General features: G+C 62.0%; 11 protein-coding genes. 8 read left to right on the top strand and 3 right to left on the bottom strand.

Features of this window, described 5'->3' with window-relative positions:
- Positions 1-11 precede the first annotated feature (11 nt).
- Positions 12-1,112 (top strand): hypothetical protein, encoded by a 1,101-nt coding sequence (locus tag KAK07_RS22925; protein ID WP_210857244.1) that lies wholly within the window; start codon positions 12-14, stop codon positions 1,110-1,112.
- Between the two features lie 136 nt (positions 1,113-1,248).
- Here the strand turns inward: KAK07_RS22925 and KAK07_RS22920 are convergent, their stop codons facing one another.
- The gene (locus tag KAK07_RS22920) at positions 1,249-1,506 is read right to left on the bottom strand and encodes a hypothetical protein (RefSeq protein ID WP_210857243.1); all 258 of its coding nucleotides are present in this window, start codon (positions 1,504-1,506) and stop codon (positions 1,249-1,251) included.
- A 540-nt stretch (positions 1,507-2,046) separates the two neighbouring features.
- On the opposite strand from KAK07_RS22920, the gene KAK07_RS22915 reads away from it, so the two are divergent.
- The 5 genes from KAK07_RS22915 (at position 2,047) to KAK07_RS22895 (ending at position 10,494) form a co-directional block, all read left to right on the top strand.
- Complete coding sequence (locus KAK07_RS22915) at positions 2,047-4,425, top strand: dynamin family protein (RefSeq protein ID WP_210857242.1); 2,379 nt, start codon at positions 2,047-2,049, stop codon at positions 4,423-4,425.
- Positions 4,422-5,417, top strand: coding sequence for a hypothetical protein (locus tag KAK07_RS22910; protein WP_210857241.1), 996 nt, complete (start codon positions 4,422-4,424; stop codon positions 5,415-5,417). Before KAK07_RS22915 ends, KAK07_RS22910 begins: the two co-directional genes overlap by 4 nt.
- 10 nt (positions 5,418-5,427) lie before the next feature.
- Positions 5,428-6,375 carry a patatin-like phospholipase family protein gene (locus KAK07_RS22905; protein ID WP_210857240.1) on the top strand — a complete coding sequence of 316 codons (948 nt, stop codon included), beginning with the start codon at positions 5,428-5,430 and terminating at the stop codon, positions 6,373-6,375.
- Positions 6,376-6,892: 517 nt separating this feature from the next.
- Positions 6,893-8,785, top strand: a complete 1,893-nt coding sequence (locus KAK07_RS22900; RefSeq protein ID WP_210857239.1) for an ATP-dependent nuclease — start codon at positions 6,893-6,895, stop codon at positions 8,783-8,785.
- Entirely contained in the window at positions 8,782-10,494 is a 1,713-nt protein-coding gene (locus KAK07_RS22895) for a UvrD-helicase domain-containing protein (RefSeq protein WP_247661401.1), read from the top strand. Before KAK07_RS22900 ends, KAK07_RS22895 begins: the two co-directional genes overlap by 4 nt.
- 245 nt (positions 10,495-10,739) lie before the next feature.
- On the opposite strand, the gene KAK07_RS22890 is transcribed toward KAK07_RS22895, so the two are convergent.
- On the bottom strand, positions 10,740-11,147 hold the full coding sequence (locus KAK07_RS22890) for an ACT domain-containing protein (protein WP_210857238.1): 408 nt from the start codon (positions 11,145-11,147) through the stop codon (positions 10,740-10,742).
- Positions 11,148-11,402: 255 nt separating this feature from the next.
- Between KAK07_RS22890 and KAK07_RS22885 the strand changes: the two genes are divergently transcribed.
- Together KAK07_RS22885 and KAK07_RS22880 are read left to right on the top strand one after the other, a co-directional pair.
- Positions 11,403-12,344 carry a fatty acid desaturase gene (locus KAK07_RS22885; protein ID WP_210857237.1) on the top strand — a complete coding sequence of 314 codons (942 nt, stop codon included), beginning with the start codon at positions 11,403-11,405 and terminating at the stop codon, positions 12,342-12,344.
- Entirely contained in the window at positions 12,341-13,630 is a 1,290-nt protein-coding gene (locus KAK07_RS22880) for an SLC5/6 family protein (RefSeq protein WP_210857236.1), read from the top strand. The genes KAK07_RS22885 and KAK07_RS22880 overlap by 4 nt, the downstream gene beginning before the upstream one ends.
- Here KAK07_RS22880 and KAK07_RS22875 read toward each other — a convergent pair.
- Complete coding sequence (locus tag KAK07_RS22875; RefSeq protein ID WP_210857235.1) at positions 13,559-14,548, bottom strand: HTH-type transcriptional regulator ArgP; 990 nt, start codon at positions 14,546-14,548, stop codon at positions 13,559-13,561. The two genes, KAK07_RS22880 and KAK07_RS22875, sit on opposite strands and share 72 nt — an antisense overlap.
- Positions 14,549-15,202: the final 654 nt, after the last annotated feature.

Raw genomic sequence — 15,202 nt, 5'->3', positions numbered from 1 at the left:
GGAGCCTGGACATGAACCAACTTCTCAAGGACGCTCTCGACCAGAACCTCGGCCTGGCGCAGATGGACGTCACGGCCATGGCTGCGGACATAGGCTACCTGCCGCTGCGCAATATCATCACGGCGGGCCAGCTCAGCACGGCACTGCAGAAGCATGGGCCGATCGCCGTCGTCGGCGGCGGCCTGGCACAGGAGATGTTCGTCAACGGCATACACGGGAGCCAGGTGCAGCTGTTTGACCTGGGCCGCCAGGAACTGGTGACCCAGCCGGCCAACCAGTTCCTGCGCGAACATGGCGACCGGCTGTACGCCGCACCCTTGATGGGCAACGAGAACAAGGGTAACTTCAGCGAGTTGCTGGCGGTTCGCGACGGCGTGGGCAACTACCACGGCAATCACTTTGTTGCGTACTTCCACGCCAGCGGCGTGACGCAGCAGCAGATTGACCAGCAGATGCGGGACTTTCTGCCACGCTTCGTACACATCTTCAACATGGACAACATCGCTTCGGTGGAGCGGTCGAAACTGACCTACAAGCAAGACGTCGTGTTGCGCTTCGCCGTCAATGCCATGCAAGGCTTGATCCATGACGACCATGTCTACCTGCGCCGGGGGAAGGGCAACAGCTTCTATGCCAGCACGCTAAAGCGCAACTGGCGCTACCGTTTCGAGGAAGCGAGTTTCATTGGCATCGACCCGCTGAACTGGTTCCCCAGCCCGGACGACCTTGGCTACGCTATCAATTCGCGGCACTTCCTGGCCGGCAGACGTTCCTGGACCTACGGCCATGTGCAGGACGACGTGTATTTCATCGAAACCGCGGCCATTGAGCGTTATTCGCATACGGTCTATCAAATTCTGGCCGATGTTCCCGTGGTCGGCATACCGCACAACACGGTGGTGGACATCTGGAATCACCTGCTGAACAACGCCCTGACCTATTACAACCAGACGGCGGTCGATGGCGGTAGCCTAGTGACCGGCTATGAAAGGGCCTCGTTCTCGCGCGGCGACATCTTCTATCGCGAATACGACGAGCCCGATCTGCAGACAATCCTGTCGGACGACACGTTCCAGGCGGTCCTGGACCGGCACCCGCACTTGAGCCCCTGAACGCTAGGCCGAGGCAGCCTCGACCGCTCGCGCTAGGACGGTGCCGCGCCGGCTCCAGAGGCCACCAACTCCACCAGCAGGCAGTCCCCCCAGCCCGGGTTGTGTCCGCCTGACACTCGGAAGTTGGCCACATCGATCAGCGCGATGGCCAGCGCATTGAGATACCCAGCACCGCCGCGCGCAGCGCCTGCGGCTGCAGGCTTTGGCACAGCAGCGTGGCCGCCAAGACGAACCAGCTCACGGTGCTGATGTGCCGACAGGCACGCAGAAAGCGCTGCTGCACGCCCGACAGCAGCGCCGCATCGGTGATGCGAAGCATGGCCGCAATCACCTTGCGCTCACCCAGCCAGGAATGCACGATACCTGTCAACACCATCAGCGCCGCCCTGAGCACGCCCAGCCGTTGTCTATCTTATTTCTCCAAAGGTTTTGGTATGGGAAGTGTCAGCCTTCGCCTTGCTGAGTGTCTAGCTCTCCGGGGCCTCGATCCATAGACCAGATTTCGGTTGCCTCGGATGCCAGAAATCTGCCTGCCGCCACCGTCAGCATATGGCCGGATCCGGGTCTACGATGAGGCGGCAGGCAGCTGACCTTCGCGGACGGGGCCGACGAGTTGACTGTCAGCTGCCTGGCGAGGGTGTGAACTGGTAGTCCCGGCCACAACCTACCGTTCGTGTACGTCTGCAGCGTGGATCCTCACAAGAACTGATCCGGTACCGCCTTCCCTGGCACTCAATCCCTAGTTCGTGAGTGGAGCTGCGCTAGGTGGCGGACTCGATAGCGACGGCCGTATGAGTTCAGCCACCTTGAGTCCTGCCTTTTGAGTGATACTTGCTACGCTGTAGGCTCGAATACTCTGCGGGTGAATCGTCAACGCTCGCGACTGTTGATGAGTGACTCGGCAGTCAAGAATGAGTGCACAAGGGGGTAGAGAATGAGCAACGAGGACGCCATTGGCGCCGACTGGGCCGGGTATCAGCAGGACACGCTGAGTTTTCTTGCTGTGCTGGGTCGGTTGTGCTCAGAGTGCCGAGCGGTCTTGTATCCCGATCCTAGCGATGCGGCACATGAGAAGTTCCTTGCCCTCACGCGCGAAGCTGAGGGCCTCCGAAGGCAGATACAACACCTCGAGTTGAGGTTGGTGGTAGTCGCGCCGATGAAGGCTGGCAAGTCTACGATCATCAATGCCATCCTGGGACAGGATCTCCTCCCAAATCGCAACTCTGCTGCGACATCGATTCCGACAGAGATTGTCGATGAGCCGGAGTGCGGCCATCCCATACTGACGCTGACACAGGGCCTTAGGGAGCGCTTTCGCGTGGCGGCAAATGCTATTCGGCAGTTCTTTATCTCGCACGACGACGTGAGCATTGAGAAGAGTCTGTCGCAGTACCCTCATCTGGTCCCGCTCGCCAAGACTCTTCGCGACGACGGGCCAAGGCCCTTGAAAAGTGAAGTTCACGACAAGTCGGATATTCAAGACGTCCTGATGTATCTGAACGACGTCACCCGCATCTGCGCCGACGTTGTGCCATCCTCAAACCCGCTTGCACTGCTTGAACCGGAAGACACTCCGCGAATCGCCGTGCAGATTCGCAAGGTTCCCGGCGGAGTTGACTCGCGCGGGATGGGCAAGTTGGTGATAGTGGACACGCCCGGCCCCAACGAAGCGAGCCAATCCGAGATGGGGCTCGAGCGCATCGTTGAGCACCAACTGCAGGAGAGTTCGGTTGTGCTGCTCGTTCTGGATTACACGCAGTTGAACACCGAGGCGGCCGCCAAGATTCGTGCCCATGTGGACAGGATGCGTGAGCGCGTCGGAGATTCGAACTTCATTGTCGCGGTAAACAAAGTTGATGCCCGTTCCAAGGCTGGCGACATGACGCAGGAACAGGTGAGGAGCTACGTCAGTCGAGAACTACAGATCGAAAGGTTTGACCCTTCCCGGCACCTCTTCGAGATGTCCGCGGTTTTTGGTCTAGAGGCAGCAAGCTTTCTCCACGCGGCGGACAGCTGTCTGCCTGATGAGTCGACCCGCGTTCACGCTGGCGCGCTAGTGCGGCGCAAGAATCCGCTGATCGAAACGGAAGAGGAACTCCAGGAAGAGCTCAATGGGATGGATGAAGAGCAACTGAAGGATCTCGCGCGCCGATTCTGGAAGAAGTCTAGGATGGAACCGTTTCTGGAAGGCTCTCTGTCAGAGCTCATGACGCGGGCCGGGCCAAAGGTATTCGAGACCGCTTTTCATGCTAGCGGCAGGATCCTGACGGACCTCAAGAATGCACTTGAACTCCGATTGTCTTCAAGCGGCACGAACGCAGCGTCCATCCGCAGAGAGGTGGAAGAACTGCAGACGCAGGCGCTCAAGGTGATCGAGGCCAGAGCGGAGATCGACCGACGCAAAGACAGCGCGAAAAAAAAACTGGACACTGCTCTCCAGCTTTTATTAGATCAAGTACGGCTCGACGTTGGCCAAACCATAAGGCGATTAGCTACGAAGGACAAGGCGGATTTGGCACCAACCAAGGACGAGGGCTTCATAAGGCGATTCTTGAGCGGATTGCTTCAATCGTCGAGGGGGCCCATACAGTACGAAAGGCAGTCGGACGCCGACGCCGCAATTGAACGCCTGCTCGATGATGTCAAGCAGTACCTTACGGCCCACTTGAACAGCGCGCGAATCGAGATCAAGACGCTCGTGCGCGAGTTCGTCCAAGAGGTACGACTTATTGTGGAAGACGAGTTGTTGCCGATCCTCAAGAATTCGGTCGACCAGATGCAAAAGGCGTTCAATGCTCGCCTCGAAGTCCCTGACGTGCGCTTCGACGTTGGAGAGATGGAGATATCGTTCCGTGCAGAGAAGAAGTCACAGTTGGTTCGTGAGTCCGGCTATGACACGGAGACAACCTATGAAACCCGCTGGTACACGCTTTGGCTCTACGACCACAAGGTTGAGAGGCAGGTTTACCGAGCGGCGGTCTATGAGGATCGATACATCATTGACCTCGAGACCCTGTCGCGCCACGCGATTGCGAGCGTCGGAGACCACATTGCTGCCGTCCGCCAGAGCCTTGACGCCTATTTGAGCGAAAACGTTGCCCGAAGGATCGACCGCTTTACTCAGCGGGTATCCGATGATCTCGACTCCTACCAAGCCAATCTAGAGGGCGCGCTCAGGCAAAAGGAACTCAGCGTTCATGAGCAAGAACTGACGCGACTCCATGCTGCCAAGCTATTGGACGAGATTAAAGATGCAAGGCAGCGAGGTACCAAGCTGTCTACCTATGTTCCTGTGGACTCCTTGCGCCGATGACCTCCAACATAGAAGTCGATGATCTGTTGCCGCGCGGACTATTGCAGCGGATCCCCTCGCTTGGCGATCGCGTCCTACTTGACTTGGTTTGCGGACTCCAAGGGCAGGAAGAGAGTCTCACCCGCCGGGCGAACCAAAGTCGGTTGGGTAGAATGCTAGATCGCGTCGCTCCGACCACAGCAGAACAACACTTCGACCGGCTTGCGCTACTCACTCAGCGCGCTCTGTGCCAACTGGTGGCAAACCTGTCCGTACATCAAAGCGTGACTGACAGGGCGCTCCTTCTAACCCAGAAGACGCTGGAACGCGCCGTCGAAGTGGCGGCCGCCGTTCGCGACCAAACAGATCAGCGCCTGCGAGAGGTCGATCAGCGTCTTGACGACATGAAGCGCTGCTTAGGGATCATCCAGAATCAAGTCCACGATCACGAGCAGCGCCTTGCCGCGGTCGAAGCCTTCATCCAATGCAAGATTGACACCGACGGCGTGTTCCTGGCCTGGCGAAGCGGTCGCCGCTACGAAGCGCTTTCTTGGCTCTATCAGCTAATACTCATAGACGATGATGCGCTCGCGAGTAGTTTGTGGGATCGACTGCTGCCCGAACAGAGAACTGCGCTGCACCGTCACATGGTCGAATCGGCCCTCGCAGAGTTGCACCCGAGAGTCGGAACGAGAGCATTTTCCTTGATCGATTCGACCGCTCAGAGCATCGCTTCGATGTCTGACCGTGATCGGAGGCTGCTGGCGTATCTAATCGACTCCATCAGCTCTGCAGGGATCTACGCTGCGAAGTTGGCATACCCAATTCGCAGCTATTTGTCGCTGACCATCGAACTCTCGTTGGTCATGGAAGAAAAGGCTGCCGCGCAAGTCGCCCACGCTTTGACGCGTGAGAAAGGCATTGAGATCCCATATGTGTTCGATATGGAGGAGTTGTGCTCCGGAATATTTGACGAGGGTCAGGCCCTTCGTCGTGCAGTTTTGGCCGCTTGACAAGTAGGACATGTCACACGAGGATCTTCTCCACGCCCGTCCAGTGCTGGTCGTCGCTGGTGGAGGTGCTCGGGGCGCGTATGCCGCTGGCTGCCTAACCCGCCTCGCGGAACTCGGGCTTCGTCCAACGGAATACTCTGGCACGAGCATTGGTGCCTTAACCGTTGGCGTACTGGCTGGTAGTGAATCGTTCGGCGCTGGCGTCGATAAGGCCTGCCGGTTCTGGGACATGTTGTCTAAGAAGTCCCCGCTCGGCAGCCACCGACCTGACGCCGTCGCGCGGGCTCTGCTTTCATGTGCTGATGGTGCGGCGATCTTTGACGACACGCCGATCGCCGACGCCGTCAAGGACTTCGTGAACCTGTCGTGCATCGCCTCCAGTGCGCCAACTTGGGTCACGGTTAGCGAGGTACTCTCGCCGAAAAACCGCCTGTTGCTTACGCTGGTGTCGAACGACTTGCGTCCGCACTGGATCAACCTGCAAACCTTGCCTCGCCACCAAATTCACGACTATTTGCTCGCGAGCGCCGCTATACCGTTCGCACTTTCGAGCCGGCAGATAGATGGCATGACGCTTGTTGACGGCGGCTTAGTCGACAACATACCCGTGCTGCCGGTCGTACTTGGTCGGCCAGGCCTGATCATCGTGATCAAACTCCAGCATGGGTCGGCTTGGTGGCGAGGCGGCTTCCCGGACCAAGCGATTCTTGAAATCTCGCCGAGTGAGCCCGTCCAGCAAGGAGATGGAATTCTTCCCTGGATGGAATCGCTGCTGGACTTCAGTCCAAGCAAGATCGCATATCTCCGCAACATGGGCTACAAGGACACCGAGCGCATCCTTAGGTCCTTTGGAGGATGGCATTCGTTGATGCGAACACGGGAAGAGGAACAGCGCGAGCTCATCGATTCGACCCGCAAGATGATAGACGCGGCCAAGCGCACGCTCGGCGATCCATAAGGTAACGGAACGGACCGGGCTATGGCGCACAAGGCTGCGGCTGGGCAAGTAGTTTTCAACCCCTAGGATCTGTTGTCTTGCGCTTCCCCGATACGGCGGAAGACTTATGCGTTGGCAGTCCGCTTCCGGCACGCTGGGTGGCAGAGTCGATAGTCCGCGCCGGGTCGGCTTGGTGAGTTCGTCCGAAATGGAAGCGGTCGTCCGGGCGCTGCAACTTGGCAGGACGCCTCGACCGTGCGCTTTGTGATGGCAGCGGCCCTTCGAGACGAGGCGGCGCGAAGGGCCGATCTCGGCGGGAGATGACGTTCGGCCCGTGGACGCGAACGTCTCAGTCCAGTCTCAACCTGCCTGCCATCAAGTGGGAATCGGCATCGCAGCGGTTGCGGCCCGTGGTGGTGGCTACGTGAATGCACGTTCACGGTCCAGTAGCGGTTGTCCACGCAAGGTTGCGCTGAATCCCGCCTACTATGGCCCCTAAGAAGTCTGGCCTGGATATTACTTGGCGGGGAGGTTTGAGATGCATCTTGTGCGGGTCCGCGTCCGAAATTTCAGAGGCATCGCCGACGGCGAGGTCCTTCTTGCCGGACATACGGTTTTTGTCGGTGACAACAATGCCGGGAAGTCCACGTTGCTGGAAGCGGTGGACCTGGTGCTCGGGCCAGAGCGTCTCAGTCGCCGTCCCGTGGTTGACGAACACGATTTCTACGCCGGGAAGTACGTGGACCCGGCCAAGAAGGAGGTGATCTCGATTCAAGTCGAGGTGATTGTCGCCGGCCTCTCCGAGGAGCAGCAACGACACTTCCGCGATCACGTCGAGTGGTGGGACGCAAACGCCAAGGCGTTGCTTGACGGGCCGCCTCCAGAAGGTACGGACGCACCCCACGTCGGCGCGGCGATGCGCGTCTTCTTCAACGGCTGGTACGACGTCGATGAGGACGATTTCACCGGAGACACCTACTACGCCATTCCCGAAACGGCGGAGGGGTCCTACGTGCGCTTCTCGACGCCGGACAAGCGAAAGTGTGGCTTCCTATATCTGCGCACTCTTCGCACTGGCGCCCGTGCCCTCAGCCTGGAACGTGGCTCATTGTTGGACGTGATACTCCGGCTGAAAGAGACACGGCTGACTATGTGGGAGGACTTGCTCGGCCAGTTGAGGGCGCTTCCGGTTGGCGAAGGCGAGGAAATCGGCGAACTGCTGGCCTCTGTCCAAGAGGCGGTGCGGCACTACGTGCCATCCGACTGGGCTGAGCAACCCCACATGCGGGTTTCGGATCTCACCCGAGACATGCTCCGCCGCACCCTGACCGTCTTCATGGGCACCGGCGCGACGAGGCCGGACGGATCCATCTACTCCGCGCCGTATCAGCATCAAGGCACGGGCACGATCAACGTGCTGGTGTTGGCTCTTCTGTCCATCATCGCCGAGCTGAAGCAGAAGGTGATCTTCGCAATGGAAGAGCCAGAGATCGCGCTTCCGCCGCACACCCAGAAGCGCATCATCAATTCGTTGCGCCAAAAGTCGGCGCAGGCCATCTTCACATCCCATTCTCCCTATGTGCTTGAGGAGTTTGACCCGGGCCAGGTTCTCGTTCTCAAGCGAGCAGCTGGCGTCATGACCGGGATGCCGGCTTCGTACCCGCCATCAGTCAAGCCCAAGGCCTATCGCACCGAGTTTCGAACGCGGTTCTGCGAGGCTCTACTGGCCCGATACGTGCTTGTCCTGGAGGGCCGCACGGAGGTCGACGCGCTGCCTGCCGCAGCCCGCCGGCTTTGCGACCTGGACGCCACGCGATTCAAGTCACTCGAAAACCTCGGCGTGGCGATCGTCGATGCACGCGGCGAGACCAATGTCGCTCCGTTGGGCGCGTTCTTCCGGTCGCTCGGCAAAACCGTGTTTGCCGTGTTCGACAAGCAGGCGCCGGAGGCGCTAGCTGCAATCGTTGCCTCGGTGGATCATGCCTACGAGTCTGCGACCAAGGGCTTCGAGAACCTCGTGCTGCATGGAACCTCCGAGGCCGCACTCCGCGGCTATGCAGCCGCTGTAGTCGCCGCTGGCGACTGGCCGCCACACCTCGCGGCGAAGACACCTACAGCCACCACGCCGCTGGTCGACCTGCAGTCGATGCTGTCGGAATACTTTGGCTGGGCGAAAGGCGGCGGCGACGCCGGCGACCTGCTCGCGTCGTGTCCAACCGTCAACGACATGCCTGAATACGTGAGAGCCACATTGGTGTCCATCAAGAATGCAATTGAGCCGCCGCCACTGCCCGCCGAGGACGCTGGAGCCGCCGCAGAGGTGGCAGTGGCTGCAGCCGAGGCCGACGACCCAGTTGCTCCAGCCGATCCCGTTCCAGCGGCGCCGGCATACGCGAAGTTTCATCCTTTCCCGCCGAAGCCGTTGGCATGACTGCCTTGTGGAGCGATCAGAAGCTAGGCTTCTTGGTGTGCGCCGAGCATGCCCTGGCGCTGGGGGGACCTGGCGCTGGGAAGACGCACGTCGCGTTGGTGAAAGCACGGGACGAAATTCGAACGGGAACGCTCAAGCCAGGGCAGAAGATCCTGTTCTTGAGCTTCGCCAGACCGACTGTCGCGCGCATCATCGAAAAGGCTTCGGAACTGATCTCACGCGAGGATCTGCAATGGCTGGAGGTCAGCACGTACCATGGCTTCGCATGGACCATTCTCAGGAGCCATGCCTATCTGCTGAATGGCAGGCGAGACGTGCAGCTCTTGCCGCCGCCTGAAGCGGCAGCGCACCTGACCGACATCGAAAGAGACCATCACGATGCCGAGAAGCAGCGGCTTTTCGAGCAGGAGGGGCGGCTGCACTTCGACCTGTTCGCCCGCTTGGTCAGCGAACTGCTTCGAAGGAGTGGTCGGCTGGCCGCCATCTTTTCCGACAGTTATCCCATCGTCATCCTCGACGAATTCCAGGACACGAACAGTGATGAATGGGCACTTATCCAGCAGCTCGGGCAACGCAGTCGCCTGATCGCGCTGGCCGATCCCGACCAGCGGATCTATGAGTTCCGCGGCGCTGACCCCAGACGGGTGGGCGAGTTCTTGGAGGTCTTTCAAGCGAAGCACTTCGATTTCGCGGGCGAGAACTACCGCAGCAGCGGCACCGACATAACGACCTACGGGAACGACCTTCTCACTGGGGCGAACAAAGGCAAGACCTATCAGCAGGTCAAGGTCACTCGTTACGGCTTTATGAATGGCAAGAGCCTGCACTTCAGCGCCAAGGCTGCGCTGTGCTCGGCTCTGAACCGCCTCCAGACCGTGCCGGACAAGTCGATCGCCGTCCTGGTGCCCTCCAAGCGGTTGATGCTTGAGTTTTCCGACTACCTATCTTCGGCGGCAGACGGCTTGCCGGAATTGCATCATGACGTCGCGATGGATGCAGAGCCGCCGGCCCTGGCCGCTGGCGTCATCGCCACCTTGCTGGAGGGAGGCACGGCTGGGGATGTGGCGAGCCGGGTGCTCGGAGCCCTTCACTCGCATATTCGCGGTCGGCGCGGAGGCAGACCCACCCCACAACCGGAACTTGACTTGGCGGGTGCCCTCAGTGGCTTCATGACCACGGGAAAGGTCCGTGGCGCCAAGCGCCAGTTGATCGTCAGCGAGGTTCAACGCATTTCTACAGAGCGGCAGCAACTGCAGTTGACGGGTGACCCTGCGGAAGACTGGCTGCACCTTCGTGGTCTGCTAGCGTCATCATCCGCGGATGTGTTGAAGCAAGTCGCGACTGACGCCCGCTATCTACGACTGCTTCACCGCGGCTCGATGCTGCGGACCAACCTGGGCTCACTTTGGCGTGCACAGGGTGGGTATCAGGGTGCTGAAGAGGCGGTGCGCAGCGCCTTAATGCAAGAGCACTTCGCTGCGGCTCAAAAGGACTGGCGCGGCATTCACGTCATGACGATCCACAAGTCGAAGGGCAAGGAGTTCGACGAGGTCCTCATCTACGACGGCATGTTTCAGCGCATTGCCAGGGCACCAGATAACCAAAGAGCCTACGCACAAGATCTATTGGCGCTGCGAGTTGGCGTGACGCGTGCTATCCGCCGCACGAGCATCCTGACGCCGAAACGCGACCCGTGCCCCTTCTTATGAAACGAGTCGCCGATGGCAACCAACGAAATCAACATTGCGTCCCCAGATGCATGTGGTGTCTGACTTTGCCGTCATTGAACTCCCGAGATATGAGGCCAGCAGAGCAGCTTTCGATGCAGTGGATAACCGGTAGGGCGGTTTGAGCGGCCTTACGGGTTCGAAATTCGACTGACCGCAACCAGTTTGAAGCGGGTGTAGTCACCTGAAGTGTCGTTCGACTTCTTGTGCCGATTCTTCCGGGTCGTTCAAAGCAAGCAAGTCTCTCCGGCCAAGCTGCGGAGAACCTCAAGCGCTTGCACCGCTCGCTCAGCAGGCACAAACAGGTGGTCATGGTGGAAGCCTGCCACGGCATTGCAGGCGATATCGGCCTGGGCCAGGCGGTCGGTGATGCAGGCCAGGAAGCCGACAGCATCGAGCGAGGAGTGGACCGCAAGGGTGATCAGGCGGCAGGGGAAGGTGTAAGGAATGCCCGCCATGTCGGCCGCCTGCTTGCCGACGATGGCGGTCAGGCCTTCGGACTCTCGGAATGTGCAGACAGGGTCCAATCCGTCGGGTAGGCGGAAGTCGCTGAAGCTGCAGTAGACGAAGACGTCATCGGCCAGGGTCGGCGTCATCTGTCGGCACAGTTCGTGCAGATCGCGAACAGCGGTCATCCGGATTCCCTCCTGTCAGCCCGAACTCGTTGCGGTCGAGTTTATGGGCTTCCCATCGCTTTGGGTGCACCTTGTTTCGTGTGTCTTCTGGTCGGTCATCCAGGTGCGTTTAGCTTGGCTGACCTCCCGCGAAAATTCCTAAACCTCGGTCATTCCCCAAGCCGTCTTGCTACCTTGCGGGCGCGGCTGGGATGACGGTGTCATTGGTGGGGCAGCAGTTGTCGGGCCCGACGGCCGCCTGCAAGGAGGTTGGCCATGCCCACCCGTTCGCAAGTGCTCTCCGACATCGCCTTGCACCGGCAGTCGCTGCGGCGCGCCGGGAATCCGCATCTGCCGCTGCTGGAACTGACGGCCTGGTGCCCCATCCGGGATGTGGCGGTGGACCTCGTGGTCATCGCCGCGGCGCTACTGCTGACACTCCAGCAGCCATGGGCGATACCGGTCAGTCTGCTGATGCTGGGCAATCGGCAGCGTGCACTGGGCAACCTTCTGCATGACGCTGCTCACCGGAACTTCAGCCGCAACCGGCGAGTGAACGATCTGGTCACCCGCGCGCTCATCGCGCCGCTGCTGTTCCAGAGTCTGTCGCGCTACCGCGAACTGCACTTCCGTCATCACCAGGGCTTGGGCGCGGCCGGGACGGATCCTGACCTGATTCCGATTCCGCCAGAGAAGGCCGGCTCCTGGGTGCGGGCGGTGACCCTGAACATCTTCTCGCTGCGCGCCTGGCTCGGGTCCACCTGGGGGCATCTGATCGATGGCGCAGTTCCCTTGTGGAGGCGGATGTATGTCCTGGCCTGGTGGGCTGCGCTCATGGCTGTGCTCGCCGCCGCTGTGGGTGCGCAGGCCACAGTGGCCATGCTGGCCCTGTGGCTGGCCGCGCGCGCCACCACCTTCCACGTCATCACCACCTTCCGGGAGATGTGTGATCACCATGGCCTGACGCCTGGCGGGGTCTTCAGCTTCACTCGGGACATCCGGGCGGCAGGGCTCTGGTCGCTGCTCTTCCATCCCCGCAACAACGCCTACCACCTGACCCACCATCTGCTCCCGGCCGTTCCCTACTACCGGCTGCCAGAGGCGCAGCGGGTTTTCTCGGCACTGCCGGAGTACCGGGCGAAGGCGGAGGTGTGTCGCACCTACTTCTTGGGCCCGGCCCCGGCCGTGTCGGCCTGGCAGCGGGGGTCGAGGGCTTGACCGAGCGCACGCTCGGCGCGCTGCAGGTGGCCGCCCTGTTGGTGTCGGCCAGCTACGGCATCGGCTTTCTGTTTGGCTCTGGTGAACATGCCTTGCGCTACGGCATGGCCGGCGCGGTCTATGGTGTGGCCACTGGCCTGGGCATGCTCGGGATGGCGGCGTTTGCCGGCCGGTTGTGGCAGGCCGGACGCGCCGTGTGGGATCTGTTTGGCGACCGGTGCGGGGAGCGGGTGCGGCGCCTGGTGGCGCTGCTGTCGGTGGTCTGGATGGCGGGGGTGCTGGCCGCGCAGCTGCATGGCGCGGTGGCAGTGGCGCGGCTGCTAGGCGCAGGGCCATGGACAGCCCATGCGATGGCCATCGCGCTTGTCCTTGTGGCCTCCCGATTCCAGTTGCGGGCGGCCTCCTGGATCTTCGCCGCCTGTCTGGCCATGAGCGCGGCGGTGTTGTTCCTTGCTCTGATGAGGAACGGTGGGCTGGCGCTGTACGCGGTGGCTTTGCCGGAGTTCGTCGACGCATTGCCGTCGCTGGGCCTGGCCCAGATGGTGACAATTGGGGTCGGCGTCGGGCTGCTGGTCTGTACGGGCGCTGACTATCACCAGTTCGTGTTGGCCGCCCGAGGGCCTGGCGCAGCGGTCCGCGGCTGCCTGTTGGCCGGTGCTGTGCTGCTGCTCCTGGCATTTCTGCCGCCGGCTGTGGTGCTCTCGGCCATTGCGCAACCTTCGTGGCCTTGGGTGACGGAGGCCAAGCAGGCAGTGCCACTGGCTTTGGCGCTGGCCGTGGGTGACCTGTCATCCGCGGCCGGGCCGGTGATGCTGACCATGCTGGGCATGGCAGCGCTGGGTTCAGGGGCGGCGGTACTTCGGGCGATGGTGTCTGCGCTCCAGGCGGCGCAGGTCCGTCATGTGCCACGGTCCTCATGGCCCATGGCAACGCTGGCGCTGACCGTGGCCACCGCCTTGACGGCCGCGGGCTGGCCGATTGTCGACACCATGGTCTCGGTCAACGTGGTCTACATCGCCAGCGTGGGGATCAGCCTGGTCGGTCTGCTGCGCCACGAGGCGGGCCAACCTGTGGATGAGATCTGGGTGATCGCGGCGGGTTGTGTCGGCTCGGTCACGGTGTTCGCGGCCGGTGCGCTGGGCGGGGCGGTGCCGAATGTTGAAGGGGTCGCACTCCTGGTCGGTTTGGCATCGGCCGCTGCGGTCCGGATGGCCCTACAGCGCGCTCACTGGGTGCCCGGGTACCGCACGGTTCGCCGTCACTGGGGGCATCGGGGCCGAAGGTGACTGAGGGTGGCCGCTCGAGGCCTGCGGCTGGATGAGGCAGTTGGCGGCATGGCCGACGATCATCGCGGTGATGTCACGCGCGATGGGCGGCTCAGTCTCCCAGTGGTGCCAGTACAGGTCCACCTGCACCGGGTCGTCTGGCGCCAGTTCCTGCAGCGTGCCGTCCTGGACCAGGGCCTGCGCCTGGATGGAGGGGGCCAGCCCGTAGCCTGCGCCCATCGCAATGCCGTCCAGCAGAGCGGTGGGAGAGGGCAAGTAGTGGCGCGGGTAGCGGTCGATGCGCATGCCGAACTTCCTGTGCAGGAAGTCATCGTGCAGGGCGTCCTTGCGGTTGAACAGCACGGCTGGCGCGCGCAGGACGTTGGGCACCGTCAGGCCGCCGCGCAGGAACTCGGCGATGAAGCCCGGTGTGGCATAGCAGCGGTAGGCCATGGCCCCCAGGGGCTCGGACAGGAAGCCGCTGGCGGCCTTGGCATCGGTGGAGATGCAGCCCACGACCTCGCCGCGCTGCAGGCGATCCGAGGTGTGATCCTGGTCGTCGGTGATGACCTCCAGGGCCACCAGCCGCCGGGCGAAGAGTTCGCGCAGCAAGGGCTGGAACCAGGTGGCCAGCGAATCCGCGTTGACCGCGATGGCCAGCGGCACGGGCCGGTCGGCATCGGCCGAGACGCCGAGTTCCCGCAAGGACGAGGCTTCCAGCAGGCGCAGGGCCTTCACGTGGCGCAGCAGGGCCTCGCCTGCAGCCGTGGGCATAACGGGCTTGTCGCGCAGCAGCAGCACGATGGCCAGGGACTCTTCGAGCGCCTTGACCCGCTGGGAGACGGCGCCGCGGGTGATGTTCAGGACCGTGGCGGCGCGCTCGAAACTGTGCTGCTCGGCGACGGTGGCGAAAGTCTCTAGTTGATCTCGGTCCAGCATGGCGCGATCTCCTGTCAGGCCGCCCGCTGGCGGCCAGTTCGGACATCCCGTGGCGATGGGCGCTGGAGGCGATCTGCGTCGATGCCTGGCCACGCTGCCTGGCGCGGACGACACGGTGTCGTCACTGAGCCGGTGCGCGACCGGTACTCCCTGTGGGGCCACATCGAACGACGGGTCCTGCTTAAACCGCTTCAGTGGCGGCTTCCTTCAGATCGTAATTGATGCCGAGGAATCACGCGTTTGTCCACAGGCTGTGTGTCACCAATCGTGAACCAGGGGGCAAGGGTCGAGTTTGCGCGCGCGTTACCCGCGCGCGAGGCGTGGGCCTGCGCTCCGGCTCCTCGCCTGCGCTGGCCCGCGTGTCCAGGTCGCCAGGACCCCGGGGCTGATCCGCCTCGCCGGTCGCCTTCATCGCGGACCGTAGCACCGCAGGCGCGGCCACAAGGGGCTTGCGCGGCATGAACGGCCTGCGCCCCGCTGGCGCGGGTCCCCTCCATTAACGCCACGGTCCCCTTGCAGCCGCGCTGTTCTGCGGCGCTCTCGGTGCCGCACGGCGACCGACGAATGCGGGGCAGGCACCAGCTCAGGGGCCTGGCTTGCGCCAAGACACCAGGAGTCTCTAACGGCTCCCTCGGAACTTGGGGCAGTCGGGCC

The organism is Ideonella alba, from assembly GCF_018069875.1.
Classification (GTDB): Bacteria; Pseudomonadota; Gammaproteobacteria; order Burkholderiales; family Burkholderiaceae_C; genus Ideonella; species Ideonella alba.
This window is presented reverse-complemented; position numbering and strand designations above follow the sequence as displayed.

Coding starts and splice junctions, on each gene's coding strand:
- KAK07_RS22925 (WP_210857244.1), top strand. CDS start 12: ATGAACCAACTTCTCAAGGACGCTCTCGACCAGAACCTCGGCCTGGCG.
- KAK07_RS22915 (WP_210857242.1), top strand. CDS start 2,047: ATGAGCAACGAGGACGCCATTGGCGCCGACTGGGCCGGGTATCAGCAG.
- KAK07_RS22910 (WP_210857241.1), top strand. CDS start 4,422: ATGACCTCCAACATAGAAGTCGATGATCTGTTGCCGCGCGGACTATTG.
- KAK07_RS22905 (WP_210857240.1), top strand. CDS start 5,428: ATGTCACACGAGGATCTTCTCCACGCCCGTCCAGTGCTGGTCGTCGCT.
- KAK07_RS22900 (WP_210857239.1), top strand. CDS start 6,893: ATGCATCTTGTGCGGGTCCGCGTCCGAAATTTCAGAGGCATCGCCGAC.
- KAK07_RS22895 (WP_247661401.1), top strand. CDS start 8,782: ATGACTGCCTTGTGGAGCGATCAGAAGCTAGGCTTCTTGGTGTGCGCC.
- KAK07_RS22890 (WP_210857238.1), bottom strand. CDS start 11,147: ATGACCGCTGTTCGCGATCTGCACGAACTGTGCCGACAGATGACGCCG.
- KAK07_RS22885 (WP_210857237.1), top strand. CDS start 11,403: ATGCCCACCCGTTCGCAAGTGCTCTCCGACATCGCCTTGCACCGGCAG.
- KAK07_RS22875 (WP_210857235.1), bottom strand. CDS start 14,548: ATGCTGGACCGAGATCAACTAGAGACTTTCGCCACCGTCGCCGAGCAG.